The organism is Paenibacillus wulumuqiensis, from assembly GCF_000971965.1.
GTDB lineage: Bacteria > Bacillota > Bacilli > Paenibacillales > Paenibacillaceae > Saccharibacillus > Saccharibacillus wulumuqiensis.
The window spans coordinates 96,667-123,058 of record NZ_LAQP01000017.1; the positions used below are offsets into that span (position 1 = coordinate 96,667).

Sequence of the window (26,392 nt, forward strand, 5' to 3'; positions counted from 1 at the left end):
GGGTTATGGGTCAATTGCTGCAGCATGAATAACGCTGTATGCTGCCCTATCCTATTGCCAAAGTTTTAAGAAAGTATGAATTTTATTATGAAAAAAATTCATGAAAATGAACATTTATCCGATATACTAGTTAGATTACAGCGGACGTATATATTCGACATCAGGCAGACGGAATGGATCCTTCTTGTTAATATGATCATAGAACATCACACCGTTCAGATGATCATACTCATGCTGGAATACGATAGCTGCAAAGCCTTTCAGCTTGAGTTTGAAGAGTTGTCCTTCCGGCGTATATGCGTGCACCGTTACTTTCTCATACCTTGGTACATAACCGTCCACCGGACGATCTACAGACAGACACCCTTCACCGCTCTCCAGATAGATCATGGCAGCCGAGTGACTGACCAGCTTGGGATTGCAAAATACATATTCCAGCTGACGATCCTGATCATCGGTAAAATAAACAACAAAGACGCGTTTGTTCCAGCCAATCTGATTGGCAGAAAGACCTATGCCCGCCCGCAGTCCATATTGCTCAGCCGCTTTTTCGTCCTGGGATTTTTTCAGGAATTCCATCATGCGACTGACTGTCGTGCGGTCCTCCTCGGATAAAGGAAGTGTCACCGGTTCAGTCACCTCACGGAGAATCGGCTCACCTTCACGTACAATTTCGTCCATGGTTACAAAGGGAAGTGATGAATGGTTCAATGGAATTGGGCCACCTTTTAATTGATATAATTCGCCTGCCGGACAAGACGGCAAACGCTGCATAGTTCAATATTTTAAAAAATGATAGCTAAATCGGCGATATTTATATTTAATTATAAAAAAAGTTCAAATTTACGTCAATGACAGCGGTTTTTTGTCTCAATCTGTCGAATTTGCATTGACGTAATACTGGTAACAAATTACTATATTGTTAAGGAAGTTTTAAGAATCTTGCATTTCTTATTTGTATTTTTGCATTTTCTATTGTAGACAACCTGATGTTACATAATGGAATTCTGATAGTTAATCATTTTTCACACTTTTCATCATATCGATAATTAACTAACAGTTTTACCTATATTATTGAGGAGGATTTAACAATTGGAAACGTCTGGTGAACTTCTTAAAAGTTATTTACTGCTTGTGGACCGCATGCCGCGGATCATGGAACTGCCTACATTAATGCGTCAACTCAAATCCAACACAACCGAGATCTTTATTCTTCACTTTCTGTTGAATAATGGCAGTCAGTATGGTACGGATATCGTCAAGGCAACAGGGCTGACGACAAGTGCCGTAACGCAGATTTGTGACAAACTGGAACAGGAAGAATTGATCGAACGTACTCGTTCCGATCAGGATCGTCGTTATGTGAGCATCTCCATTACCCGCAAAGGCGGAAGAGCACTCGATAAAATCTTCAGCATCATGGCTGGCAAGCTGGTCGAGAATATCCGTGAACTGAATGATGAGGATGCAGACGAACTGCTGCTGCATCTGCGCAGTGTGGAACATCTTATTCTTAAACGCAAAGAGCTGGTCGCGAAGCAAAGATAATAATGTAATGATGTTATTCTACATTTCCCATATTCCTCAATCGGTTAACATATACATTACCATAACAAAAGCCCGGCAGGATCATCATCCTGTACCGGGCTTTTGACTGTTGTATGGCTGCTTATTTAACTTCTGCGAGATATTCGGACACCTGTGCAGGTGTTTTGGCAAATTTACTGTGCAAGTGGGCGATTTTCTCGCCGTTGCGGAATACGAGCAGGCTCGGAATTCCTCTTACTTCATTTTGCTCCGCCAGATCCTGGAACTTCTCTGCATCCATGGCATAAAAGCGCTTGTCTGCGTTCTGTTCGATAATGTCGCCCATAAAACGGTCCAGGGTACGGCAGTCCGGGCACCAGTTGGTATCAAACTTGATCACCGTATATTCCTGTTCACCAATCAGCTGCTGGTATTGTTCTGCAGATTCTATTCTTTCCATTAGAGAATCGCTCCTTCCTAGTGATTTATGCATCTGTCAGATCAGCGGCGGATCACCACTGCTGTCCTTCAGCTATCTTAATTTAAAGAATTCTCTGTTCTTATTATCTGCTTTTTAGCTAAATTTGGCAAGGTCTCTATTGCAGCAACCGAACCGTATGGCGGGCGTATAACCATTCCATCATCTCCGGAAAGCGCCGATAGAACGCTTCTTCGTTATGGTCCTCTCCCTCGATGCGCCGGAAATGCCGCTGCTCCGCAGGCAGCTCGCTGCGCGCCAGGATGGCAGCCGCTTCATCAGTGAGCGACTGCATCAGCCGCTGGCGGTTGGTCTTGGCGGTACCTTCCAGGGAGCCGATATCCATGTATACACGCAGATTGGGATTCAGCTGGCGCTCCTCCATGAATTCCACAAAGCCTTCGTACCAGAGCGAAGCCGACATGGCGCCGATGCGGCCAAATACCTCGGGATACACATACGCCGCAAACAGGGCCACCAGCCCGCCGAGCGATTTGCCGACGATGCCGGTACTCTCCGGTCGCGGATCGGTATAGAAATTGCGGTCAACCCACGGCTTGAGCTCGTGTACGATCATATACAGATACTGGCTGGCCCTGCCGCCAAAATGATCATATCGTCGCCCGGGCTGCAGCTTCTGGGCCGACCACGGTGTATATTCGTGAATCCGGTCATACGGCATAATGCCGACCAGCATACATTCAGGCAGTGTACCGGCGGCAAAGCGCAGCTCCAGATGGTACAGATTCGCATTGAGCACCGGGTCATACAGATCCCCGCTGTCCTGCACATACACCACCGGCAGCGGATATTCCGCCTGCTCATAGGAAGGAGGCAAATAAATCAGCAGTTCACGTCCGGCATGTCTTTCGGTAAACAGTGTTCCTTTCATGACGACTCTCCTTTTTGCAGTTCCTGATTGAATGAAGTACATATCACTTCATCCTGTTTCGTGAAATCATCCAATTCCAGATCCGCTTCACCGACAGGATCCAGATCATTCCCAGCTCTATCCTGATTTCGTCTGCCAGTTCGAGTACCTCGCGCCAAGCAGATGGATGTCTGACTGCATCAATACTCCAGGTATCATGTTGCTGCAGTTCCAGAACCATGTCTCTGAATATGCAGCTTTTATGCATTATTTCATCTTGGATAAGTTCTGCCTTAACCAGTCTTTGCAGACTGCCAGCATGTAAAAATGAAATCACTCCAGATCGCTAATCCACCGTGAATATTTATCAGCAAAATATCCAGATGATAATAGAGGGTGCGACTTACCAAGTATATATAAGTTTAACCCTTTTTCATGTGTATGTAATTCTCGATTCGGCAAAATTTATTCTTTATATGGAAATAAATCAGCTAACCCCATGCTCAGGAAATCAGCTGATTTATTTACTCCATGCATTTTATTCATAGCCCTATGCAAAATTCAAATACTCAGCATCAGTGCAACCAGCAGGCCCAGCGAAGCGATCAGGCCGACCATGGGACCGCCTTCCTCGTAGGCTTCTGGTGCCATCGTTGAGCACAGCATGGCGATAATCCCGCCGCCGGCAAATGCGCCGATGCCTGCTTTGATCTCATTGGGCAGGGTCTCCAGGAACAGATAGCCGAGCATCGAAGCGAGCGATGATACGATCAATACGGCGATCCACATGCCCCATATTTTACCGCGGGAAAAATTGCTCTGCTGCATCCCTACGGTACTGGAGAGTCCCTCCGGAATATTACTCACAAAGATCGACACGACCAGTACGGCGCTAACCCCTTGACCGGTCAGCAGGCTGGCACCGATCATGATCGACTCGGGGATGGCATCCATGACGGTACCTGCGAATATCCCGAGCCCGCTGCCGCCTTTGGATTTGCCTTTATCCTTGGAAGAAGAGTTCTGTCCGCTGCTGTCCTGCTCGTCTCCTTCTTCCGCCCGGTTGTAATACGAACGCTTGCGGTGGGCGCCGCCCCGGGAAGAGATGAACAGATCGAATCCCGTATACACTACCGCACCGACCAGAAAGCCGATCGCCGTAGCAAACAGTCCGCCATCCTCGATCGCATCACCCAGCAATTCAAACGATGCTGCCCCGATCAACGTACCGGTACCGAATGCCATGATCCAGCCGATAATCTTTTTGGGAATTTTAAAATAAATCGCTACCAGCGCGCCCAGCAGCACGGCCGAACCGGCAATTGCTCCCCACATAAGCGCATTCCACATTCTTTTCCGCCTCCTTTTGTAACAAGCTAACCTGTCCTCTTATTAACCAGAAATGAAGTGAATAGGAACACCCAGTTATCTCACAATATACATATTGTCTATGAATCCATGAAAAAAGCATCCCATGATCATCATGAGATGCTTTGAATAGATGTTGATACCGTACTTAACGATGCTGGGCATACGTGTTGGCCGGACGCAGCGCACGGATCGCATTCAGTTCACTTTCGGTCAGCAGAGGCGCTGAAGCGGCCTCCACGTTATGACGCAGCTGCTCCGACGAGCTGGCTCCCGGAATAACGGCTCCCACTGCCGAATGGGCAAGGGAATAGCGGATCGCCAGCTGGGTCAGACTGCGATCCGGGCCGCATAGTTCTTCCAGATGACGACGCAGCTTCACAATCTCGTCACCATCAATGTCCAGATAGCCCTTTTGTGCTTTGTCCTCCCGGCCATGGGCCAATGCGCCGCTGGCTACCGGACCACGCACGATGGCGCTGACACCGTTCTCGGCGAGAAGCGGCAGTACTTCTTCTTCCGGACGGCGATCCAGGATGCTGTACTGGCTCATCACGCTGACCAGATGCGAACGTTTCACATATTCGCGGATCACATTCGGTCGAATGGAGGAGATGCCGTACTGGCGGATCAATCCTTCTTTTTTCAGCTGTTCAAAGGCTTCAATAACCTCGTCGATATTGTCGTCCAATGTACCGCCATGCAGCTGATACAGATCGATATAATCGGTTTGCAGCCGGCGCAGGCTCTCTTTGACCGCCTGGAGAATATATTCCTTGGACGCATCCCATACCCAGCCCTCTTTGCCGGGAATACGACGATTGCCCACTTTGGTAGCGAGTACGACTTCGCTGCGGCGGCCTTTGATCGCTTTACCGACAATCTCCTCGTTACGTCCTTCATCGTACAGATCGGCCGTATCCAGCAGCGTTACGCCAAGATCCAGCGCTTCGTGCAGCAGCGTGATCGCCTTGTTCTCATCCGTGCCGAGCGACATGCAGCCCAGCCCGATTTCACCGACGACCAGATCGGAAGCTCCCAGTTTGTTCTGTTTCATCATGCAGTACCCCTTTCATTATGTGTTTGTTTGCCGTGTGCTTCAGTTGGAAGCCGCAATAATATGTTTTACCCGTCCTACCTGTCCTGACGCCAAGCGCACTTTGATGCCGTGCGGATGATTCGGCGAGTTGGTCAGAATATCCTTGACCACCCCGCGGGTCAGTTTGCCGGTGCGCTGATCCTGCTTGAGCACAATATCCACTTCCAGGCCCGGCTTGATGTTGGCACGTGTTTGTCCGTTCATGATTTGAGTTCCTTTCCTCCTGAGCGATAGCCTTGCCATCTATGTCAGGTGTGGGCTGTCTGTTCTATTGATGGTGCTACAGCATATTTTATAATACTTGGCTGAAATCCACAAAGTGGTGCGTGTTCTATGCTGGGCAATGGTGTGTATGGTCTGGCGGCATATGTAGTGGTTCGGATGTTCTTGCAGCATATACGGTGGTTCGGATGTTCTTGCGGCATCTGCTCCGGAAAGGGATAGAGCACGTCCTCCGGTTAAGCCTGGAGATCATGGTTGACCGCCTGCAGCAGTCGATCTCCAGACTTAAATGTCGTCCTTAGCTCTATTCCCTTTCCTGCGCTCCGTGCAAGCGAGCAGCTTTTGCCGCGTCTGCTTACAGAGCTTGCAAGACTTACGAGAAGAAGTCTGTAGAACAGTTGCATTCCATTGGATTTCCTGGTTATTAGATGGATTACGATTTGTTAATGTATTTGTGATCTGATCCATTTGTTAATTTGCCAAACTGATTCGTATCCGCACCCGGCATGGAGTGAAAGCATCCATCAGAATAATTTTACATCAAATATGTACTTACCCGGAAAGATGTGCTCTCGAATAAAAAAGGAACCGGCTATAGCAGTAGTGATTACCGCAACAGTCAGTTCCTTTTAATTTAATTTTAGCTGGTTTGCTATTTTACTGTGTTTGCCATAGATGTGTAAGTTCTTCATTCTAGAATCAACCAAAATATAAAGCCGGGGAATCTACATTTTCTCCTAATTCGTAGATTCCCCGGCTCCACCGGAGGACGTGTTCTTATTCCTTTCTGGAATGCATGACCTCACAACGATTCCATTGACTTGTCACTCCTAACTAACACTTCCATTTCAAAAAAGCTCGTCTTACTTTTGATTGGCTGACCAGTCTTCCGCACGTGACTGCAGTCGTTCCAGCAGTGCTTTGGCATCCGGCGTCTTGCCGTTGGCCGATTCGCTCAGGTAGCCGTTGATCGCCGGGACGATTTCGCTGTTGTAGAAAGGGTTCGCTTCGTCCATCAGTGTCGGCTTGGTGATATCCGCCATCTTCATGGCGTTTTGGACGAATCCGTTATTTTCTTCCACAAAGTCTGCCTTTTTCAGTGTCGGGGTGTAGTCAAAGTTCAGGTATGCCCACTTCTGCGTATCGTAGCTCGCCAGGAACTTCATGACTTCCCAGGAAGCTTCGGGGTTTTCGACTTTTTTGGCCATGATGATCGGATCGACGGCGACCCAACCGGTGCCGTCTTTACCGATATTCATAACCGGTACGTAGCGGTCCAGCAGTTCCTTGTCGCCATTGGCACGGAATTCACTCATGATGGTAGTTCCGCTGTTGTCCAGTACCATCGCGACATTGTTATTTTCCAGGCCAAAGTTCTCTTCACCGCTGCCATTGACGAATGCCGGTGGTGCCAGCTTGGAGGCTTCGCCCATCCATTCCAGAGCCTTGACCATACCCGGTGTATCCAGCGACCATTTAATATCGCCCGGTTTGTCGAGGGTACCTTCGCCACCTTTTTCACCAAAATAGTAGCTCAGCGCGACAAAGGTGGACTGGTTGATCGAGTTGCCGGAGAACCACAGTCCATACGTCTGCTCACCGGTTTTTGGATCGGTACCGGTCATTTTTTTGGCTTTTTCCAGAATTTCTTCCGGAGTTGGTACTTCAGACAGCGGCTCTACGCCCCAGTCTGCGAAGATCTGCTTGTCATAGATGGTCACACGCTTGCCGAGAATGGCCGGGATGCCGTACTGATGCTGTCCATCCGGCGAGCGTGTACTGTAAGAGCTGTTCCAGATCCCTTCCAGATAGATGCCTGGATCAAAGGTGGTATCCTTGTCGATCAGATCATCCAGATCGCGCAGCAATCCTTCATTATAATACTGGGCGGCAAAGGCACCACCGGTGTAGATCACATCGACATCACCGGACATCAGCTGGGCACGCTGCTTGGCCTGGGCATTTTCCCATGGAACCTGGGTCACTTCCAGCGTGATGTTCGGATACATTTTTTTGAACGTGTCCTCGACATACTGGTTGAATCCGGTCGTCTCCTGCCCGGTCACCGGATCAATGCCGTTCTCCAGCTGCCAGCCGGCCAGTGAGAGACGTACAGTGCCCGATACATCGGATACCTTCTGTACTTCCGAGTTGTACGTCTGCGAGCCCGCCTCGCCCTCTGCCGAAGAGCTGCATGCCGTCAGAATCATTACCAGCAGTACAATACACACCGATTGCCATCTTCGTCTCATAGCGTTACCACCTTTGTCTAATTTGGTTACTGCTTGATGCCTGTTGTCGCGATGCTTTCCACGATGTACTTTTGCAGGAACATATACAGTACCAGCACAGGAATCAGGCTGATACAGGTTGCTGCCATGATGATCGATGGCATTTGGCGGGAGCCATTGTTGTAGTTGAACATGGCCAGACCGAGCTGAATGGTGTACTTGTCCGGATTGTTAAGCGCCAGCAGCGGCCAGATCAGCTCATTCCATACCCCGAGGAACTGCAGAATGACCATCGTGGCAAAGATCGGCATGCACAGCGGCAAATAAATACGCGGGAAGATGCCATATTCACTCGCTCCGTCGATCAGTGCCGCTTCCCTCAGCTCACCCGGCAATCCGTCAATAAACTGCTTGCACAGGAACGTACCGAAGGCGTAATTCAGTGCCGGCAAAAAGAAAACCCAATATGTATCCAGGAGATGGATCTGGTTGAACAGCATGTACTGCGGAATCATCGTCATTTCAAAAGGAATCATCATCGTACTGAGTGCCAGTACGAGCACCAATCCCGCTCCCCTGAACCGGATCTTGGACAGCGCATACCCCGACAGCAGCGCCGAGAACAGGCTGATCACAATCACACCGATCGCCACGACAAAGGAGTTCAGAATATAGCGGATTAGATCCACATTGGTCAGAGCGGCCCGGTAAGTGCGCAGCGACGGATCTTCCGGCCAGAAGCTGGGCGGGAACGGAATATTCAGCCTTGCTCCCCAGTCAAAGCTGGTCATAACCATCCAGATAAAAGGCAGTACCATCGTCACGGAGGCTGCGCACAGGATGAACATAATCGCAAAGCTGGTGAACTTCCGGCTTGTTTTGTGGCCCCTTTGCATAGGCGCTGTCGGGAGCGTGGGTGCAGTTTTATCCATATCGTCAGCCTCCTAGTTCAATTGGTTGCGGGAATTGATCCGCAGGATGACCAGCGTCAGCAGCAGAATGAACACAAACAGCAGATACGACGCTGCCGTAGCGATCCCCAGCTGGGAAGACAAAAAGGCATTACGGTAAATGTACAGTACCGATGTCATCAGCGCGCCAGACGGATTGCCTGCACTGCCGCCGATCAGCCATACATTGGTAAACTGCTTCATGCCGTTGATCACGCCCATGACGATCATGAACAGGAAAATCGGGCGCAGCGATGGAATCGTAATATAGCGCCATTTGCCCAGCGCGCTCGCTCCATCGATATCGGCTGCTTCATATTGCTCGCGCGGTACGCTCTGCAGGGCAGCCAGGAAAATGATCGTATTGTATCCAAGCGCACTCCATAGAATCATGAACACGACGCTCAGACGTGCAATCGAAGGATCGGTAAACCAGCCAACCGGATCGATACCGAACCAGTTCAGTGCATAGTTGATCAGACCTTCTTTGCCGGGATGAAATAACAGACTGAAGAGAAGACTGGTGGCTACGGCCGAGACCACATTGGGAAGGAAGAAAATCGCTTTGAACACATTGCGCGTACGCTGCCAGGGCAGATGATGGACCAGACTGGCCAGGATAAAGGAGAACACAATACCGAGAATGGCCGATAGCCCGCCAATATAGATTGTGTTGTAGAGAGCACCCCAGAACAGATCGTCCTGCAGCACCCTGGAATAGTTAGTCAGCCCCACCCACTGCGCGGAGGCAGCGCCGTTACCGTGGAAGCTCGTCAGCAGAGCGGAGACCATCGGGTACAGGGAGAAGCCCAGTACTCCGACCAGCAGCGGCAGGACAAAGCACCAGCCGGCGATATCGGTGGAACTCAGCCACTTTCTGCGGACGGCTATGGTTTGTTGACCTGCGATCGTTTGTGCATTTTCAGACACCATCATCCACCTTCTTTCCTTGGAAGTTTTGTGAGCAGCACCTGTTGTTATAATCATTATAATGAAATAATGATTAATTTCTAGAGTATAGTTCTCCTTTTGTGTAATATAGTTATTAAAATAGTTAATTGGTATGATCAATATAATTGATTTTCATACATAAAAATCGAATTTTGGTTAATATCCAACATTCTATTGACTTGTATATGTCACTTTATATAACAAAAAGGAAGCTGCGATGTAACTTGCAGCTTCCTTTGGACTATAGATGAAATTAGGAATAGAGCGAGATAACTAGGTTAGCAGGACTGTTAGCGTATTTTTACGCATTTTCCTGTTTTCATGATCAATCGATGTACAGAAAATTATCCCTGTACCGCGTCGCCCACTTCTTTGACCATTTCGGATACGGATTGCAGACCACCGCCGGACAGGTACCAGTAGTACGGGTTCAGGTAGATGATATGTCCGTTTTTGTAGGCATTGGTGTTTTTGACGAGTGCATTTTCAACTGTAGCTTTGCCGGAGGAATCTTCACCCACCGCACTGCCGCGGTCGACAACAAACAGATAATCCGGATTTTTCTCTGCTACATATTCAGGCGATACACTCTGTCCGTGAGTGGATGCTTCGATATTCGGATCAGCCGGTTTGAAGCCCAGTACGTCATGGATCAGACCGAAGCGGGAACCTGCTCCGTATGCGCTCAGGCTACCTTCATTCGCCAGTACGATCAGTGCGTTCTGATCGGCTTTTTTCACTTTATCCTGGGTAGCTTTGATCTCGTCGTTGATGGCTGTCAGGGCCTGTTTGATTTGATCCTGCTTGCCGAAGATTTCACCGATGATATTCATGTTTTGGGTAAAGGAATTCATGTAATCATTCGTATCCACACTCAGATTGATCGTGGTGGCAATCTTGCTGAACTCTTCATAGGAATCCGCCTGGCGTCCGGAGATGATGATCAGATCCGGTGCCGCTTCGCTGATTTTCTCAAAGTCCGGCTCTTTCAGGCCGCCGGCATTGATATAATCGCTGGCTGCATATTTTTTCAGGTAAGGCGGCAGATTGTCCTGGGGCACAGCAACAGGCTTGATGCCCAGCTGATCCATCGTATCGAGGATCCCCATATCAAATACAACAACGCGCTGCGGATTTTGCGGTACTTCAACATCACCTGTCGTCTGAGCAACCTTGACGGTAGCCGTTTCTGCTGTACTGCTTCCTGCTGCCGCTCCTGTTGTTGAACCTGCATCTTTGCCGCAGGCGGCCAGTACCAGAATAGCCAGAATAAGTGTAAGACCGAGTGTCCATTTTTTCATTATAAATTCTCCTTTGATAAGTGTATTGGATGCTGCATGAATATTCCATTTCAATCCAGGTGCTGCCTGTGACGGTTCTATAGAGAACAGGATTTCGGTACCGTGCAGCACCGATGCTGTACTCTTTCCCGTACAGGCATTATGCGTAAAATGTACAAATCCGCTGGCCTGCAATCTCCTGAATGCCAATCTCCAGATCATAGATACCGCGCAGCACATCCGTGTCGATAATCTGCTCCACACTGCCTTCCTGCACGATCCGTCCGTCCTTGAGGGCGACGATCCGGTCCGAATAACAGGAGGCAAAATTGATATCGTGAATAACGAGCACAATCGTCTTGCCCAGCTCCTGTACCATCCGGCGCAGGGTCTGCATAATCTGGACCGAATGCTTCATATCCAGATTATTGAGCGGCTCATCGAGCAGGATATACTCCGTATCCTGGGCGAGCACCATCGCGATATAAGCACGCTGCTTCTGGCCGCCGCTCAGCTCGTCGAGGTACTTGTGCTGCATGTCGGTGAGTCCCATATAGGCAATCGCCTCATCCACATGACGCTCATCTTCCCGGTTCAGCCGTCCCTGCGAATATGGAAACCGGCCAAAGGATACCAGCTCGCGGATCGTCAGCCGCAGCTCAATATGATTGGCCTGCTTGAGAATCGCCAGTGTACGCGCCAGTTCCTTGCTGTCACAGCTGCCGATCTCGCGGCCTTCGAGCCATACTTCGCCCTGATCTCTCGTAATCAGCCGGCTGATCATCGAGAGCAGTGTACTTTTGCCGGCACCGTTCGGTCCGATGAATGAAGTGATCTGACCTTTGCGGATCGTCAGCGAGACATCATCGACCACTTTTTTGCCGTTATACGTTTTGGACAGGTTTTTGACTTCCAGCATGGTCCTTCTTCCTTTCATGACAGAGCAGGCTCATGAATCACCCTGTTCTGTGCGGATTCGTGATGTGATCCTCTGTCCTGCTATCCCTCTATCTCGCGATATTTCCCCGCAGCAGCAAATACAGGAAGTAGCTGCCGCCAAAAAAGTTCACGATGACACTGAGCGGTGTCGAGAAAGCAAACAGTCTCTCTACGACCAACTGCCCACCGACCAGCGTAATGATGCTGATCAGGATCGAGCCGCCGATCAGATAGCTGTGCCGGTACGTCGGCAGGAACTCCCGTGCCAGATTGACGACGAGCAGTCCGAGGAACAATATCGGTCCGACCAGCGCTGTCGAGATCGACACGAGCACGGCTACGGCCAGCAGCAGCCTTTTGACGACCAGATCGTAATTGATGCCCAGATTGACCGCATGATCCTTGCCCAGTGCGAGTACATTAAAGTATTTGATATACGGATACACATAGACGCCGACCGCTGCCGTACCGATCAGGGCAAGCCAGAGCAGATCGGTGTTGACCTTGTTGAAGCTGGCAAACAGCTTGTTCTGCAAAATCAGAAATTCATTCGGATCAATCAGCACCTGCATGAAGGTCGAGAGACTGGAAAAGAAACTCCCCAGAATCATCCCGATCAGCAGCAGGAAATAAATATTCTGATTCTCCCGCCTGAACATCAGCCGGTACAACACTCCGGAAAAGGCGATCATCCCAACCACACAGAGCAGGAAGTTCACATTCGCATTCTGCATAAACAGACTGGATGTCCCGAACAGAAAAGCAATCACCGATTGGATAAACACATACAGCGAATCCAGTCCCATCACACTCGGCGTCAGTATCCGGTTATTCGTAATCGTCTGGAAAATAACCGAAGCAAACGCGATCGTCGTACCGGTCAGCACAATCGCCGTAATCTTCGCTGCGCGCCGTGGCAGCACATAATCGAGATTGACGGGATTCAGCTTGACGAACAGAAACATCGCAATCAGCACGACCGAAGCACCGATCATCCATCCTATTTTAGCTTGCAGCCGCATATGCATCTCTCCTTAACAACAGATACAGGAAAATGCCGCTGCCGATGACACCCACCATGACTCCGATCGGAATTTCGTAAGGGTAAATAAGGATTCGTCCGAGCACATCACACAGCAGAACAAAGCTCGCACCAAGCAGTGCCGTATGCATCAGACTTTTCTTGAGATGATCACCCCGGTAGATGCTGACGATATTCGGAATGATCAATCCGAGATAAGGAATCGAGCCGACAGTCAGCACGACCGAAGCCGAGATCAGCGAGACGATGATCAGTCCGATCGTAACGACCCTTTTATAATTCAGTCCCAGGTTGGTCGCAAAATCCTCACCCATTCCCGCCAGTGTAAACCGGTTCGCATAGATGTAAGCGATAATCGCGAGCGGTACGCTGATGTACAGCAGTTCATACCGCCCCTGCAGCACGAGCGAGAAGTTGCCCTGCAGCCAAGAGGAGATATTCTGCACCAGATCATATCGGTAGGCAAAGTAGGTAGCGATCGAGCTAACCACATTACCGAGCATCAGCCCGACCAGCGGGATAAATATCGTATCCTTGAACTTGATCCGGTTCAGCACTTGCATGAACAAGAAAGTACCACCCAGTGCGAACACAAACGCAATACCCATCTTGACCAGCGGTGCGGCCGCGGCGAACAGCATCATCGAGACGAGTATGCCGAGCCGGGTCCATTCAATCGTCCCGGCCGTCGTTGGCGAGACAAATTTGTTGCGGCTGAGCTGCTGCATGATTAGTCCGGCAATACTCATGCAGGCTCCGGCAATAATAATACTGATCAGTCTCGGTACCCTGCTGATCCAGAACACCTGCTGCTGTTCGGCCGTCCAGCTGAACATTTCCCAGGGGCGCAGATCCTTCACTCCCACGAACAGGGAGGTGATCGCCAGAACCGTAAATAGTATAATAAGCGTTCTTAATTTCATACCTGTTCATTCCCGTAAAAAGGCGGCATGACTGCCTGGTTATCCTCTTTAAGGTAATCCTCCCTCCCGATGACTGACCTTGTATGTAATATGGAAAAAAATACATTCGATAATGATATTCATTATCAATAGGTTACAAAGTATTATTGTAGCCATTTACCAAACAATGATCAACCCTTTTTTTGATAATCGTTATCAATAAGTAGACAAAAGAAGCCATCCGGCGGCGGCAGAGTAGGCTCTGCTGTGTCCCGAAGGGCTTCCTGTTCTGCACGCTGGCAGACTTATTTATATTTTTTCCAGTCCTGATTACTGTTCTCCAGCAAGTACTCAAAATCGTTGTCTTTGCGTTTTTGCTCGGCTTTGCGGGCTTCTTCCGCCTGCTGACGCTGCTTCTCCTGCTGCTGCTGCTCCGCTTCACGCAGTTCATTCGCCTGGGATTTGAGCTTGTCGAGCACATCGGCACTCAGCAGATCCTTGAGTGTAGCCGGTTTATCCTGCGCGGCTGCCGGTCTGGCCGGCGCTTTGTTTTTCTTGGCCATGGTCTGTTCCCCCGTTATCCAGAGTTGGGATGTCAGCCGAAATGGATCATTTATGCATATAGCTTCATCATGGCTGACATTCATTTTATTATATCATTCTCACAGGATTGCAGTGAAGGGCAAGCTGGCGGTTTGTGCCGGTTTTGCATTTACTATCTTGCATCCCACTTCCTCACTGTCCATACTATGTGCTTAATCATCATTTTCCTGCGGTTCTTCCGGTTCATACGGCTGCACTTCGATCTCGCGAATATGATGCTGCTCCATCCGCGTAACGGTAAATTCATAATGATCCTCGATCACCGATTGTCCCTCGCGGATATTGAACTTGCGTGACAGCATCCAGCCGCCGATCGTATAGGCTTCACCGGCTTCGATATCCGTACCCAGGCGGCGGTTCACTTCATGGATCAATGCCTGCGGCTGCAATTTGTAATGCCGGTCGCCCAGCTTGCTGATCGCCGGCGTGGACATCGGCTCGGTATCCGACTTGGATGGAATATCACCGACGATCTCTTCCAGAACATCTTCCAGCGTGACCATACCGGCTGTTCCGCCATACTCGTCCAGCAGCACAGCCATATGAATATTTTCCTTTTGCATCTGACCGAGCAGCTCGCGGGCAGGTACCGTCTCGATCAACTGCAGCACCGGACGAATAAATGGCGCGATCGGATCGGTCGGTGCATGCTGGCGGTTAACCGCATCACGCAGCACCTCCTTGACGTTAAGCAGGCCGATAATCCGGTCCTTGTCCCCGCCGAGAGCGACCGGGATCAGACTGTATGGTTCCTCGCGGATAATATCATAGAACCGCTCCAGCGAAGCGTCCTGGGCAATATAGATAATTTCCGTGCGCGGCACCATAATCTCGCTGCCGACCAATTCATCAAAATCAAACACATTGTTTAGATAACGGTACTCGGTCGGTGTGATACTGCCGCTTTTGTATCCTTCGGACAGGGCAAACCGAAGCTCCGCCTCACTCTGTGCCACTTCCTGTTCGGATAATGGTTTCACCCCGAACAATCCGGTAATAAAGCGGGCCGAACGGCTCAATACCCAGTTGAACGGATACGTCAATTTGTAGAAAATAATCATCGGCCGGGCAAAAAACAGCGCCATCGGCTCGGCGACCTGAATCGCAAACGATTTGGGCACCAGTTCCCCGATTACTACTTCAAAATAGGTCATCAGCAGAAACGCGATCAGGAAGGACAGCACAGACGTCATGGAGCCCGGAATATGCAGCCAGACGAACAGTGGGTGCAGCAGCTCCTCAATCGTCGATTCCCCCAGCCAGCCGAGTGCCAGTGAGGTTAGCGTCGTTCCCAGCTGGCAGGCAGACAGGAACTCATCCAGCTTGGAAATGATATACTGTACGGCTTTGGCATTTTTGTTGCCTTCTTCCGCCAGCTGATTAATCCGCGATACCCGGACACGGATAATGGAATATTCCGATGCAACAAAAAATGAAGTAAGCAGAATCAACAAAATTACGATAATGACATTGAGCGTTTCCATGGGCGGGCTCACTCCTCTTTTTCGATTGAATCCAGCAGATATTTATACATAAATAGTATGTATGCTTTGGCATTCACTGTTTACCATTACCCAAAATAAACCGCTCTGTTTTTGTTCATGCCATGCTTGACCAGGGAACGACCAAAAAAGCTGCCGAATAGGCAGCTTTTCCCGATAGCCGATCGATGTGGTTGGATGCAGCAGTGTCTGCAATTGTAACAGGATCATTGGCATATCATGTGCAGTATACGGCATGCGATAGATGTTATGAAGAATAGAATATGTACAGTGTGGTGTGCTGCCTCTTTTGGCTGGTCGGGATTCGATAGTCTGCGATGCTCGAATCACCGATACGAAGCTATACTCCTTACCATTCTTTTTTGCGTTCCACCAGCATCCAGGCACCACCGAGTACAAGCGCGATCGCTACCAGCGGCTGTACGAAGATGAGCCGAGATAACACCGAATCGATCGAGAATACAGCGAAAAACAGCAGTGACAGCACGGTCAGGATATTGATTGGAATAAGCAGCCATTTGTTGCGTGAACCGAACCAGTACAGCTGGAACAGCCCGACTGCTATTGCCAGGATAAAGCCCGGCCACATGTAACTCCAGATCCCGAACACTTGAGCCAGCTGGCTCACGATTCCGGCCGTCAGCAGAATGCCTCCCGGCACGAGCAGTCCGACTCCTTTCGGTCCGACCAGTGAAAAATACATCCATTGAAAAAGCAGCCCCAGCGGTATGATGAACAGTGTCGGCCAGAACGTCGCAAAAATCTCGCCCGCTCCACCCGACCCGCCGGGATTTAAAAACAAATACACTCCCAGCAGCAGCAGGACCGGTGCAATAATCGCCCGTTTAATCATCTGATTTCTCCCCTTTATCCTTAGTTTGTACCTGAGTATATCCAGCATACCATGCTGCATTATGCGTTGACCTCAGCCTGTGGATGATTTTGCCCCTAGACTTTGGTCGGGGTTGTTCTTCTGCACATTCCTTTTAGGCCAAAATAAAACGGCTCTCTATGGAAGAGAGCCGTTGATCCAGCTTTGCTATTCGGTAATCCAGTCATTCAACAATATCATAACTTAATGATTCAATATGCTCGCTCTTATGCGATTATGCATTATTTAGATTATTTATTTAGTACATTTACACCGCAAACTCACTGCTTGCTTCCGCATCGGAAGGCACTACCGCATCATGCAGCTGGGTCTCCAGCTCGTCGGTGTAACGGCGCTTCTGATCGGCGCTCCAGTTCAGGCGTCTCGCCATGTACTCGATGACCGGCTGTTTCCACTGCTGCACCCAGGCGATATCGAAGAATAATGCACCGGTACGGCGGATAAAGAAATCGACCGGCTTGGCTGTCATTTCTTCTTCCATCGCGTATACGAGACGTACACGTACATCCGCTGGCAATCCCAGTTCTTCAGCAATGGCATCCGGCTGGTTCACACGGGCGAACAGCTGGGTCACATTGGAACCGTAGAATCCGGACAGCTTCTCCGCCTGTTCTCGGCTCAGCCCTACATTTGCTCCTGCATCGGCATGCTGACGGATAAAGGCCGGCAAGCCTGCCGAACCGCCTACATCTCCACCGGAAATCGCCATATGCTTGGTCTGGGAAGGTTTGAACGTCTGGCCGGTTTCTTTTTGCAGCAGCTCGACGGCCAGATCGACCACCATCTCGGCCATTTTGCGGTAGCCGGTCAGCTTGCCGCCAGCGATAGTGATCAGACCGCTGTCGGACTGCCAGATTTCATCCTTGCGGGAAATCTCGGATGGCGATTTGCCGTCTTCGTGAATGAGCGGACGTACGCCAGCCCAGCTGGATTCCACATCATCCGCAGTGACTTTAACGGTCGGGAACATGTAGTTAATCGCTTTGATAACATAATCGCGGTCCGCCGTAGTCATGCGCGGATGGATCGGGTCTGCTTTGTAGACCGTATCAGTCGTACCAACATATGTTTTGCCGTCTCTTGGAATGGCGAACACCATTCGACCGTCCGGTGTATCAAAGTAAACCGCCTGCTCCAGCGGGAAGCGCTCATGGTCGATAACGAGATGAATCCCTTTGGTCATCTGCAGGGTTTTACCTTTTTTGGAGTTATCGATTTTGCGCAGTGTATCTACCCATGGACCTGCAGCATTGATCACTTTGCGGGCGAAGATTTTGTATTCTTTGCCGCTGATCGTATCTTTGACTTTGACGCCTTTCAGTTTGCCGTCTTCATAGATGAAATCAACGGCTTTGGTGTAGTTGGATGCCAGTGCGCCGCGTTTGACCGCTTCCTTGATCACTTCGATCGTCAGACGCGCGTCGTCGGTGCGGTACTCGACATAATAGCCGCCGCCTTTGAGTCCGTCCTGCTTCACAAGCGGTTCCTTGTTCAGCGTCTCCTGCGCACTCAGCATTTTGCGGCGCTCGCTGCTTTTCACGCCAGCGAGGAAATCGTATACCCGCAGACCAATCGATGTACTGAAGCTGCCGAATGTTCCGCCCTGGTGGAAAGGAAGCAGCATCCACTCCGGTGTGGTGACATGTGGTCCATTTTCATAGACAATCGCACGTTCCTTGCCGACTTCGGCAACCATTTTCACTTCAAACTGCTTCAGATAGCGCAGTCCGCCATGGACCAGCTTGGTCGAACGGCTGGACGTGCCGGCTGCAAAGTCCTGCATCTCCACCAGTCCGATTTTCATACCGCGTGTGACTGCATCCAGTGCGATCCCCGATCCGGTAATCCCGCCGCCAATAACGAGTACATCCAGCGTCTCCTGGGTCATTTTCTGTAAAATCGCTGCTCGGTCCTGTGCTGAAAACATCGTGTTCATTATTATTTCCTCCCTGTGATATGAATTCCTATGTGGCTGTTCAGCCGATTGATTTGCAAGAATATTCCAGTTAAAGCCGCAAAAAAAGAGACCACGAACATTACACATAAACGGCTGCTGCCGCGTGTATTCGTGGTCTCTCCAAAGTCTAATGACGAATTTATTAACTTGTTAGCTCTAGTATAACATACCCTGCTGTACTCAGGCAAAGAAATCGCTTAAATTTTACGATTATTTTTGATTACTGCAATTTAGGGAAGAATGGTCGGAAAAAATACGTTCTTTTTGCCCCCAGGCTGAGCGGTTCCGAATGTATCTCACTTTCTCTACCAAACTGACGAACTCCGTACCCCCCTTTTCCTTTGCAGGCCTGTTCCGAATTTACTTGCCGGTCAGACTTTGGACAATAAAATCGAGCTGGGCATTCATCGAGATCGGATCGTTAAAGTAGTACGCAATCGGATCGATATTGAACACATGGTTGTTCTTCACTGCAGGCAGCTGCTTCCACAGACTGCTGTTGTAGAGCGCCGTACCTTCCTTGTCACTGTCGCCACCCCATGGAGCGGTAAAGATATAGTCACCGGCAAAGTCAGGTACATTCTCCAGGGAGATGCTGACATAACCCGGGCCTTGATCGATCGCTTCTTTTTGCGTCATTTCGGTGCCTTTGAGTCCCAGCTCCTGATAGATGATCTCGCCGCCGCGTCCAAAGCTGTCTCCCATAACGTAGACCCCTTTGGCGTACGGCTGGATGATGGAGACGGTTTTGTCACCTACTGCTGCCTGTACCTGTGGTTTCACTTCATTGATCTTGGCTTCCCAGGCAGCTGCCACTTCTTTGGCTTTATCTTCGGTGCCTGTCATTTTGCCAAATTCCTGCAGCTGTTCCTTGTAGGTGTATTCCCCGTACTTGATCGCTACAGTTGGTGCTACTTTCGTGAATTTATCCAGATTGGTGTCGCCGTCCCAGACGATGATCAGATCAGGATTGAGCGCCAGTACTTTCTCTACCTCGGGTGTCTCGCCCAGATTGGTTACATCCTCCAGGGTGTCTTTCAGATAGATACTGTCAAATGGCTTGTTGGTCGTAGCGATCGGCTTGATGCCCAGCGCATACAGGTAGCCGTAATAGCTGTCGGCCAGCACAACGACACGCTGCGGATGACGCGGCACTTCCACGTCGCCATTGGCTGCCTTGTAGCTGATCGTCTTGCTTTCTTCCGCTGCCGGAGCAGTGGTACTATCACCTGCTGCGGGAGCTGTGCTGCCGCTGGTACCGGATTGCCCACACGCTGCCAAAATGCCGATCAGTAGAACTGCCATCAGGATCATGATGAAGCTTTTTTTCTTGTGCATATTTTGCATATAATGAGACCCACCTTCATCTGTATTGGTTGGATTTGAACGAATGATAAAGATTATCATTTTCAACTGCCATCTTAGCATAAATGATTGTACCCAGCCACTATTTTTTGGACGGTTATGTAAACGGATGCATACTCTGCCTGTTTGCTGCCATGTCTGCAGTTATTACGCTTCTTTGTGCCCTTTAAATGAAGCAGAGCCTATACGTGCGGCTACATTTAAAAAGCCTTTTTGAACCGGAGTTTGCCAGGGAGATATGATCCCCGGAACGTCCGGCCAAAAAGGCTTTTATATGATATATGAGTCTAATCAGGCTAAATCGAGTTGTACAGGCTGTATGAGTCCTGCCTGCACCGTATTATTTAAATGCCATCGCTGCATGAACCGCTTTTTGCCAGCCGCCGTACAGTTCTTCACGCTGTTTTTCTTCCATTTTCGGCTCGAAGTTGTCGATCAGTTCGCTGTGCGTGGACGCGATCTCGTCCAGGCTCTCCCAGTAGCCAACAGCAAGACCCGCCAGATAGGCGGCTCCCAGTGCCGTCGTCTCGTTAACAGCCGGACGCTCAACCGGTACGCCGAGGATATCGCTCTGGAACTGCATCAGGAAGCCGTTTTTCACTGCGCCGCCATCGACTTTGAGGGAACCTACGGTCACGCCGCTGTCGCTCTCCATCGCGGTCAGTACATCCTTGGTCTGATAAGCCAGCGATTCCAGGGTAGCCCGGATAAAGTGTTCTTTGCTCGTACCGCGTGTCAGGCCAAAGGCTGCACCGCGCACATCGCTATCCCAGTACGGGCTGCCCAATCCGACAAATGCCGGAACGATATAGACGCCTTCGGTGGATTCCACGCGGGATGCATAGGTTTCACTTTCAGCCGCATCGCGGAACATGCGCAGTCCATCACGCAGCCACTGAATCGCGGAGCCAGCTACGAAAATACTGCCTTCCAGCGCGTAGTTGATTTTCTCGCCTACGCCGCAGGCGATCGTTGTGATCAGTCCATGCTCGGAGCGGATCGGCTCTTCGCCGGTGTTCATCAGCATGAAGCAGCCTGTGCCGTATGTGTTTTTAACCGAACCTCTTTCATAACAGGCTTGTCCGAACAAGGCAGCCTGCTGGTCACCGGCCGCTCCGGCAATCGGAACACTCTGACCGAAGAAATGATAATCGATCGTATGGGCATATACTTCGGAGGAAGGACGCACTTCCGGCAGCAAGGATGCCGGTACACCGAGAATGTCCAGCAGCTCCTGATCCCATTTCAGATCGTAGATATTGTACATCAGTGTACGGGAGGCATTGGAATAATCGGTCACATGGGCTTTGCCGCCGGACAGTTTCCAGATCAGCCATGTATCAATCGTACCGAACATCAGCTCACCGCGTTCAGCGCGTTCACGTACACCATCCACGTTATCGAGGATCCATTTTACCTTGGTACCGGAGAAATAAGGATCGATCAGCAGACCTGTCTTGTCGCGGAACGTCTGTTCCAGACCTTTGGCTTTGAGCTCTTCGCAGATATAAGCGCTTTGACGGGACTGCCATACGAGTACATTGTAGACCGGATCGCCGGTTTTACGGTCCCAGATCACGGTAGTCTCCCGCTGGTTGGTAATACCGATTCCGGCAATCTGGTTCGGCTTTACATGGGATTCGGACAGACAGGAAGCGATAACGGCCAGAATGGAGCTCCAGATCTCATCGGCATTTTGCTCGACATGACCCGGCTTCGGGAAATACTGCGGGAATTCACGCTGGGCCATATAGTGAATTTCACCTTTTTTGTTAAACAAAATTGCGCGGGAGCTCGTCGTTCCCTGATCCAATGCCATAATATACTGTTCCATATGTTAGTTCCTCCTCGGGATTATCACTATCGAATTTGCAATATCATAATTTGTAATATCAGCTATAAGAAATGACCGATACGAGAGGCTGCTTACGCAGCAGCCTGTCCGGAAGCGGTACGCTGGATTCGGCGTCCAGCCAAATGAGCGAGGAACAGGCAGACGATCGTAACCGCCAGCAGTATCCACAGCATCGGCGTGCTCTGTCCCAGAAATACATTTTTGTAGAATAATCCGCCCAGAGATCCGCCCAGCAGCGGTCCAACGACCGGTACCCAGGCATATTTCCAGTTGGAAGGTCCTTTGCCCGGAATCGGCAGCAGGAAGTGCATCAGACGCGGACCAAAGTCACGTGCAGGGTTGATCGCATATCCGGTCGTACCGCCGAGCGACAATCCGATACTCACTACCAGCAGACCGACGATCAGCGGATGAATGCCCTGTGTGAATTCGTTGGCACCCATAGATAACAATACCATGACAAAGATAAATGTACCGATAATTTCACTCAGCATATTGCCGACCGGGTGCTGGATCGCAGGTGAAGTGGAGAACACGCCCAGTTTGGCAGCGGGGTCCGGCGTTTCTTTCCAGTGGGGCAGATACTGGAAGTATACCAGCAGTGCACCCAGCATGGCTCCGATAATCTGGGCAAGGATATAAGAAGGAACCTGACTCCAGGCAAAATCGCCATTAAATGCGAGCGCCAGTGTGACTGCCGGATTCAAGTGAGCGCCACTGACGCTGCCTACAGCGTAGACTGCCATGGCTACAGCGAGTCCCCATCCTGCTCCAATTACCATCCAGCCGGAATTCTCAGCGAATGTCTTGCGAAGGGACACCCCTGCACAGACACCGCCACCCAGGGCAATCAGAATCATGGTTCCTACCAGTTCAGCTATAAACGGTGACATCATATAACCTCCATTCGATTTGGAAAACTGTTTTTGTCTAGTTGCATCCGTATGTGTAATTATGGTAATAAACGTGAACAGACGCAAAAGAGCCATCGCAAATCTCCCTTATTCTAAAAAGGGCTTTTGCGTGGCTCTCCGGTTCTCCGTCACATGTATTAACTTGTGTTCATCATATCGTAACATGTAAGCGTTGTCAACATCATTTTTTCATCTGTTCTTCATGCAATTATGTGATCTTCATCATCGTTGATATCGGTTAAACAGGTACCCGTTGGAGGTTGTGACTGCTGTCGCTCCGGCTGCAAGGGCACTCTCCACATCTTCCACCGTACGGATCAGCCCGCCGGCAAATACAGGAATGCCTGCACGTTCGACCACTTCGCGGATCATATGGGGTACGACGCCGGGCAGTACTTCGATATAGTCAGGCTGTGTCTTCTCCAGCAGCGCATAACTTTTCTCCAGTGCAATCGTATCGAGCATAAAGATACGCTGGATCGCCAGCACGCCTTTTTGCTTGGCTTTCATAATGACATTCCCCCGGGTGGAGATAATGCCAAACGGCTTGATTTCCTGGCAAAGGTATTCTGCCGCATACTCATCATTTTTGAGCCCATGCACCAGATCGGCATGCAAAAACATCTGCTTGTTGCGGCTGCCTGCCATTCTATAGATGCTTTTCAGCTGGGCCACATGGGTATCGAGAAATACGCCATACTGGTAAGAGCTGTCCAGCAGCTGTTCGAACTGCTTCATATTTTTGGCTGCCGGTAAAATGGCTTGTCCTTCATACATACTGTAATCACTCATTTCCTCAAATTCATTAGATCCCTGTAACAGATTGGAGAGCCGCTGCCGGACCATCTACAGGATTCTGCTGTAATCCTTATTCGCCCCAGTCGTACTCCATCCGTCGTGCAGTCATGCGTGCAGTCTCCATATCCAGATAACTGCTCACAATATGCAGCGATAAATGGATACCTGCAGAGATCCCGCCGGAAGTCATAATCCGACCTTCATCTATATACTTCATGCCGGAGCGCACATTGACCCGGGGATAATCGCGGGCCAGCCGCTCCAGATCCATCCAGTGTGTGGTCGCTGAACGACCATCCAGCAGACCGGCCTCCGCCAGCAGCAGGGCTCCTGTACAGATCGAGGCGACCAGACGTTCCTGATTGGCATGACTGCGAATCCAGTCAATGACTTCAGGCTTGTGAATCTCGATCTCTTCCGCTCCATAACCTCCGGGAATAATCAGTATATCAACAGGTGGCAGCGTAGCAAAGCTGTATTCCGGCTGCACCTGCAGACCATTGCGGGCAGTAATCATCTGCCCATCCGCCGATACGGTATGTACGCGAAAAGCCTTGGTCTGGTCACTGCGCACCGTGATTGAGAATACCTCGAACGGTCCGGCAAAGTCCAGCACTTCCACTTCATTGAACAGGAATAGTCCCACATGATAGACAGGCTGCGCTGCATGATTCATTGTTTTCCTCTTTTCTATGGAATTGGTTTTGTGCATCATGAACAAATAGATGCGCAAATAGGAGTATTTTTCTTGGATGCAGGACAATAGTTATGTAAGGTTTTTTATAGTAAAATTTGAACACTGTTATTTGGAACAGCCTATTACTTACATAAAAGACAGAATGGAGAATGAATAATGAATGCAGTCGCACGCGTCAGTAAAGTGATCGGTAATACATTTTCAATCTGGGTAATTTTGTTTGCCCTGCTCGGCTTTTTCCTGCCCTCCTGGTTTATTGGGCTCAAAGGACAAATCTCTCTGCTGCTCGGTATCGTGATGTTCGGGATGGGACTGACGTTATCGTCGGCAGATTTTCGTGAAGTGTTCCGGCGTCCGCTGGATGTGGCGCTCGGCGTGGTCGGCCATTATCTGATCATGCCGCTGCTCGCCTATGGACTGGCTGTAGCGCTGCATCTGCCGCCGGACATTGCGGTAGGAGTCATTCTGGTCGGCTGCTGTCCGAGTGGTACAGCCTCCAATGTGATGACATTTCTCGCCCGCGGGGATGTGGCACTCGGGGTATCCATTGCATCGGTATCTACACTGATTGCACCGCTGGCGACACCGGCGATGATCTCGCTGCTGGCCGGACAATGGATGCATGTCAGCGCAAGCAGTCTGTTTCTCGATATTCTCAAAGTCGTCATCGTGCCAATCGTGCTGGGTGTTATCGTCAAAGCACTGTTCCGCAGACAGGCGGAAGCCGCTACTGTAGCGCTGCCTGCCGTATCGACACTGGCGATTGTTCTTATCGTAGCGATTGTCGTCGGATTAAACAAGCCCCATATTGTAGAGTCCGGTCTGCTGATTTTTGCTGTCGTTATTCTGCATAATGGTCTTGGTTATCTGCTTGGTTATCTGTTCGCCCGGTTGATCCGCATGAATCCGGCTCAGCGCCGCGCGATTGTATTTGAGACCGGTATGCAGAACTCCGGACTCGGTGCCAGCCTGGCTGCTGCCCATTTCAATCCACTGGCGGCCGTACCAAGTGCCATTTTCAGTGTATGGCATAATATTTCCGGCTCCCTGCTCGCTACCTGGTTTGCCCGCCGGGCGGCGCGGGAAGAACAGAAAGCTGCGGTTCCTGCGGCTTCTGCCGGAGAATAAACAGGCGACTTTTCCCAGGCTATTACAGGTTATATACAATAAGCCCGGCCAACGATGTGCCATCATCGTCGGCCGGGCTTTCAGCTGTTGGTCTACTGCCGGTGGTGCTTTCCCCTGATTACATTTTAATTCTTCAGCAGTCCGGCAATATCGGTTATTTTCTTCTGATTGGCTTCGCGAAGCAGATCGGACAGCGTGTACTGCTTGAGATATTCGATCGCCTGCCGCTCGGCATCCATCATTACATTTTTGAGAATGCCTCCGATTTCGGTGCTGCTGTGTTCCATGCAGCCATCGGATGCAGACTGTTCTGCTTCTTCATTACGAATCGCCTGATAAATATCGGCCAGTGTCAGTGTATCCGCCGATATTTTCAGGGAATAGCCTCCGTCTCTGCCTTCACGTGTATCCACAATTCCATGGCTTGCCAGTGTAGCCAGAATCCTGCGTAGAAAAGTCGCATGCGACTGAACCTGTGCAGCAATGACTGAACTCGATACGGTTCCCCCGTTACAGGCCAAACCTGCCAGTGCCTGAACTGCCGTATTAAAGCGGGCCGGTCCAATCGATCTGGTTCTGGATGTAGTCATAACCTTCCCCCCTGTCTTAACTTCAAATTTTAGCTCAGTCAGTAAGGCAAAGCAATGTGAATTTATACATTCCCTCCTTGATGCAGGCAAAAATTTGAATTGCCAAAAAATAAAATTTGGATTATCATAAGCAAGCTAGTACATTGGACCTGTGAAGACGGATGAATGGGTATCGTTTATCCATATAGTTAGCCCGCTAACAAGTTTGAGAAAATCCACATTTGTACATTT

At 50.0% G+C, this 26,392-nt stretch carries 25 protein-coding genes; 2 read left to right on the forward strand and 23 right to left on the reverse strand.

Features of this window, described 5'->3' with window-relative positions; all coding sequences use genetic code 11:
* Positions 1-135 precede the first annotated feature (135 nt).
* The gene (gene def / locus WH45_RS19750; protein WP_046216196.1) at positions 136-681 is read right to left on the reverse strand and encodes a peptide deformylase; all 546 of its coding nucleotides are present in this window, start codon (positions 679-681) and stop codon (positions 136-138) included.
* A gap of 411 nt (positions 682-1,092) precedes the next feature.
* Between def and WH45_RS19755 the strand changes: the two genes are divergently transcribed.
* Positions 1,093-1,548: a MarR family winged helix-turn-helix transcriptional regulator gene (locus tag WH45_RS19755; RefSeq protein ID WP_052723879.1), complete on the forward strand. Its 456-nt coding sequence runs from the start codon at positions 1,093-1,095 to the stop codon at positions 1,546-1,548.
* A gap of 121 nt (positions 1,549-1,669) precedes the next feature.
* Here the strand turns inward: WH45_RS19755 and WH45_RS19760 are convergent, their stop codons facing one another.
* From WH45_RS19760 to WH45_RS19865, 21 genes are all read right to left on the reverse strand, one after another.
* Positions 1,670-1,987, reverse strand: a complete 318-nt coding sequence (locus WH45_RS19760) for a thioredoxin family protein (RefSeq protein WP_046216144.1) — start codon at positions 1,985-1,987, stop codon at positions 1,670-1,672.
* A gap of 136 nt (positions 1,988-2,123) precedes the next feature.
* A complete protein-coding gene (locus WH45_RS19765) occupies positions 2,124-2,897 on the reverse strand; it encodes an alpha/beta hydrolase (protein ID WP_046216145.1) in 774 nt (257 codons plus the stop codon).
* A 540-nt stretch (positions 2,898-3,437) separates the two neighbouring features.
* Positions 3,438-4,226, reverse strand: a complete 789-nt coding sequence (locus tag WH45_RS19775) for a ZIP family metal transporter (protein ID WP_046216147.1) — start codon at positions 4,224-4,226, stop codon at positions 3,438-3,440.
* 166 nt (positions 4,227-4,392) lie between these two features.
* Positions 4,393-5,301, reverse strand: a complete 909-nt coding sequence (locus WH45_RS19780) for an aldo/keto reductase (RefSeq protein ID WP_046216148.1) — start codon at positions 5,299-5,301, stop codon at positions 4,393-4,395.
* A 42-nt stretch (positions 5,302-5,343) separates the two neighbouring features.
* Entirely contained in the window at positions 5,344-5,547 is a 204-nt protein-coding gene (locus WH45_RS19785; RefSeq protein ID WP_046216149.1) for a YwbE family protein, read from the reverse strand.
* An 881-nt stretch (positions 5,548-6,428) separates the two neighbouring features.
* Complete coding sequence (locus WH45_RS19790; protein ID WP_046216150.1) at positions 6,429-7,817, reverse strand: ABC transporter substrate-binding protein; 1,389 nt, start codon at positions 7,815-7,817, stop codon at positions 6,429-6,431.
* Positions 7,818-7,843: 26 nt separating this feature from the next.
* Positions 7,844-8,728 carry a carbohydrate ABC transporter permease gene (locus tag WH45_RS19795; RefSeq protein WP_082096988.1) on the reverse strand — a complete coding sequence of 295 codons (885 nt, stop codon included), beginning with the start codon at positions 8,726-8,728 and terminating at the stop codon, positions 7,844-7,846.
* Positions 8,729-8,740: 12 nt separating this feature from the next.
* Entirely contained in the window at positions 8,741-9,682 is a 942-nt protein-coding gene (locus tag WH45_RS19800) for a carbohydrate ABC transporter permease (protein ID WP_046216151.1), read from the reverse strand.
* Between the two features lie 359 nt (positions 9,683-10,041).
* Positions 10,042-10,998 carry a siderophore ABC transporter substrate-binding protein gene (locus WH45_RS19805; RefSeq protein WP_082096990.1) on the reverse strand — a complete coding sequence of 319 codons (957 nt, stop codon included), beginning with the start codon at positions 10,996-10,998 and terminating at the stop codon, positions 10,042-10,044.
* A gap of 139 nt (positions 10,999-11,137) precedes the next feature.
* On the reverse strand, positions 11,138-11,896 hold the full coding sequence (locus WH45_RS19810; RefSeq protein WP_046216152.1) for an iron ABC transporter ATP-binding protein: 759 nt from the start codon (positions 11,894-11,896) through the stop codon (positions 11,138-11,140).
* A gap of 88 nt (positions 11,897-11,984) precedes the next feature.
* A complete protein-coding gene (locus WH45_RS19815; protein WP_046216153.1) occupies positions 11,985-12,938 on the reverse strand; it encodes an iron chelate uptake ABC transporter family permease subunit in 954 nt (317 codons plus the stop codon).
* A complete protein-coding gene (locus tag WH45_RS19820) occupies positions 12,922-13,881 on the reverse strand; it encodes an ABC transporter permease (RefSeq protein WP_046216154.1) in 960 nt (319 codons plus the stop codon). Before WH45_RS19820 ends, WH45_RS19815 begins: the two co-directional genes overlap by 17 nt.
* A 284-nt stretch (positions 13,882-14,165) precedes the next feature.
* Complete coding sequence (locus tag WH45_RS19825) at positions 14,166-14,423, reverse strand: YqkE family protein (protein ID WP_046216155.1); 258 nt, start codon at positions 14,421-14,423, stop codon at positions 14,166-14,168.
* Between the two features lie 192 nt (positions 14,424-14,615).
* Entirely contained in the window at positions 14,616-15,947 is a 1,332-nt protein-coding gene (locus tag WH45_RS19830) for a hemolysin family protein (protein WP_046216156.1), read from the reverse strand.
* A gap of 367 nt (positions 15,948-16,314) precedes the next feature.
* A complete protein-coding gene (locus WH45_RS19835) occupies positions 16,315-16,818 on the reverse strand; it encodes a hypothetical protein (RefSeq protein WP_046216157.1) in 504 nt (167 codons plus the stop codon).
* 286 nt (positions 16,819-17,104) lie between these two features.
* Positions 17,105-18,784, reverse strand: coding sequence for a glycerol-3-phosphate dehydrogenase/oxidase (locus WH45_RS19840; protein WP_046216200.1), 1,680 nt, complete (start codon positions 18,782-18,784; stop codon positions 17,105-17,107).
* Positions 18,785-19,174: 390 nt separating this feature from the next.
* Positions 19,175-20,161: an iron-hydroxamate ABC transporter substrate-binding protein gene (locus tag WH45_RS19845; RefSeq protein ID WP_324292943.1), complete on the reverse strand. Its 987-nt coding sequence runs from the start codon at positions 20,159-20,161 to the stop codon at positions 19,175-19,177.
* A gap of 358 nt (positions 20,162-20,519) precedes the next feature.
* Complete coding sequence (gene glpK, locus WH45_RS19850; protein ID WP_046216158.1) at positions 20,520-22,013, reverse strand: glycerol kinase GlpK; 1,494 nt, start codon at positions 22,011-22,013, stop codon at positions 20,520-20,522.
* Positions 22,014-22,105: 92 nt separating this feature from the next.
* Complete coding sequence (locus tag WH45_RS19855; protein ID WP_046216159.1) at positions 22,106-22,927, reverse strand: MIP/aquaporin family protein; 822 nt, start codon at positions 22,925-22,927, stop codon at positions 22,106-22,108.
* Positions 22,928-23,170: 243 nt separating this feature from the next.
* Positions 23,171-23,740 (reverse strand): glycerol-3-phosphate responsive antiterminator, encoded by a 570-nt coding sequence (locus WH45_RS19860; protein WP_324292944.1) that lies wholly within the window; start codon positions 23,738-23,740, stop codon positions 23,171-23,173.
* Positions 23,741-23,816: 76 nt separating this feature from the next.
* On the reverse strand, positions 23,817-24,422 hold the full coding sequence (locus tag WH45_RS19865; protein ID WP_046216160.1) for a DJ-1/PfpI family protein: 606 nt from the start codon (positions 24,420-24,422) through the stop codon (positions 23,817-23,819).
* A gap of 177 nt (positions 24,423-24,599) precedes the next feature.
* Between WH45_RS19865 and WH45_RS19870 the strand changes: the two genes are divergently transcribed.
* Positions 24,600-25,571 carry a bile acid:sodium symporter family protein gene (locus tag WH45_RS19870; protein WP_046216161.1) on the forward strand — a complete coding sequence of 324 codons (972 nt, stop codon included), beginning with the start codon at positions 24,600-24,602 and terminating at the stop codon, positions 25,569-25,571.
* A 125-nt stretch (positions 25,572-25,696) separates the two neighbouring features.
* Here WH45_RS19870 and WH45_RS19875 read toward each other — a convergent pair whose 3' ends face one another.
* Positions 25,697-26,161 (reverse strand): RrF2 family transcriptional regulator, encoded by a 465-nt coding sequence (locus tag WH45_RS19875; RefSeq protein ID WP_046216162.1) that lies wholly within the window; start codon positions 26,159-26,161, stop codon positions 25,697-25,699.
* Positions 26,162-26,392: the final 231 nt, after the last annotated feature.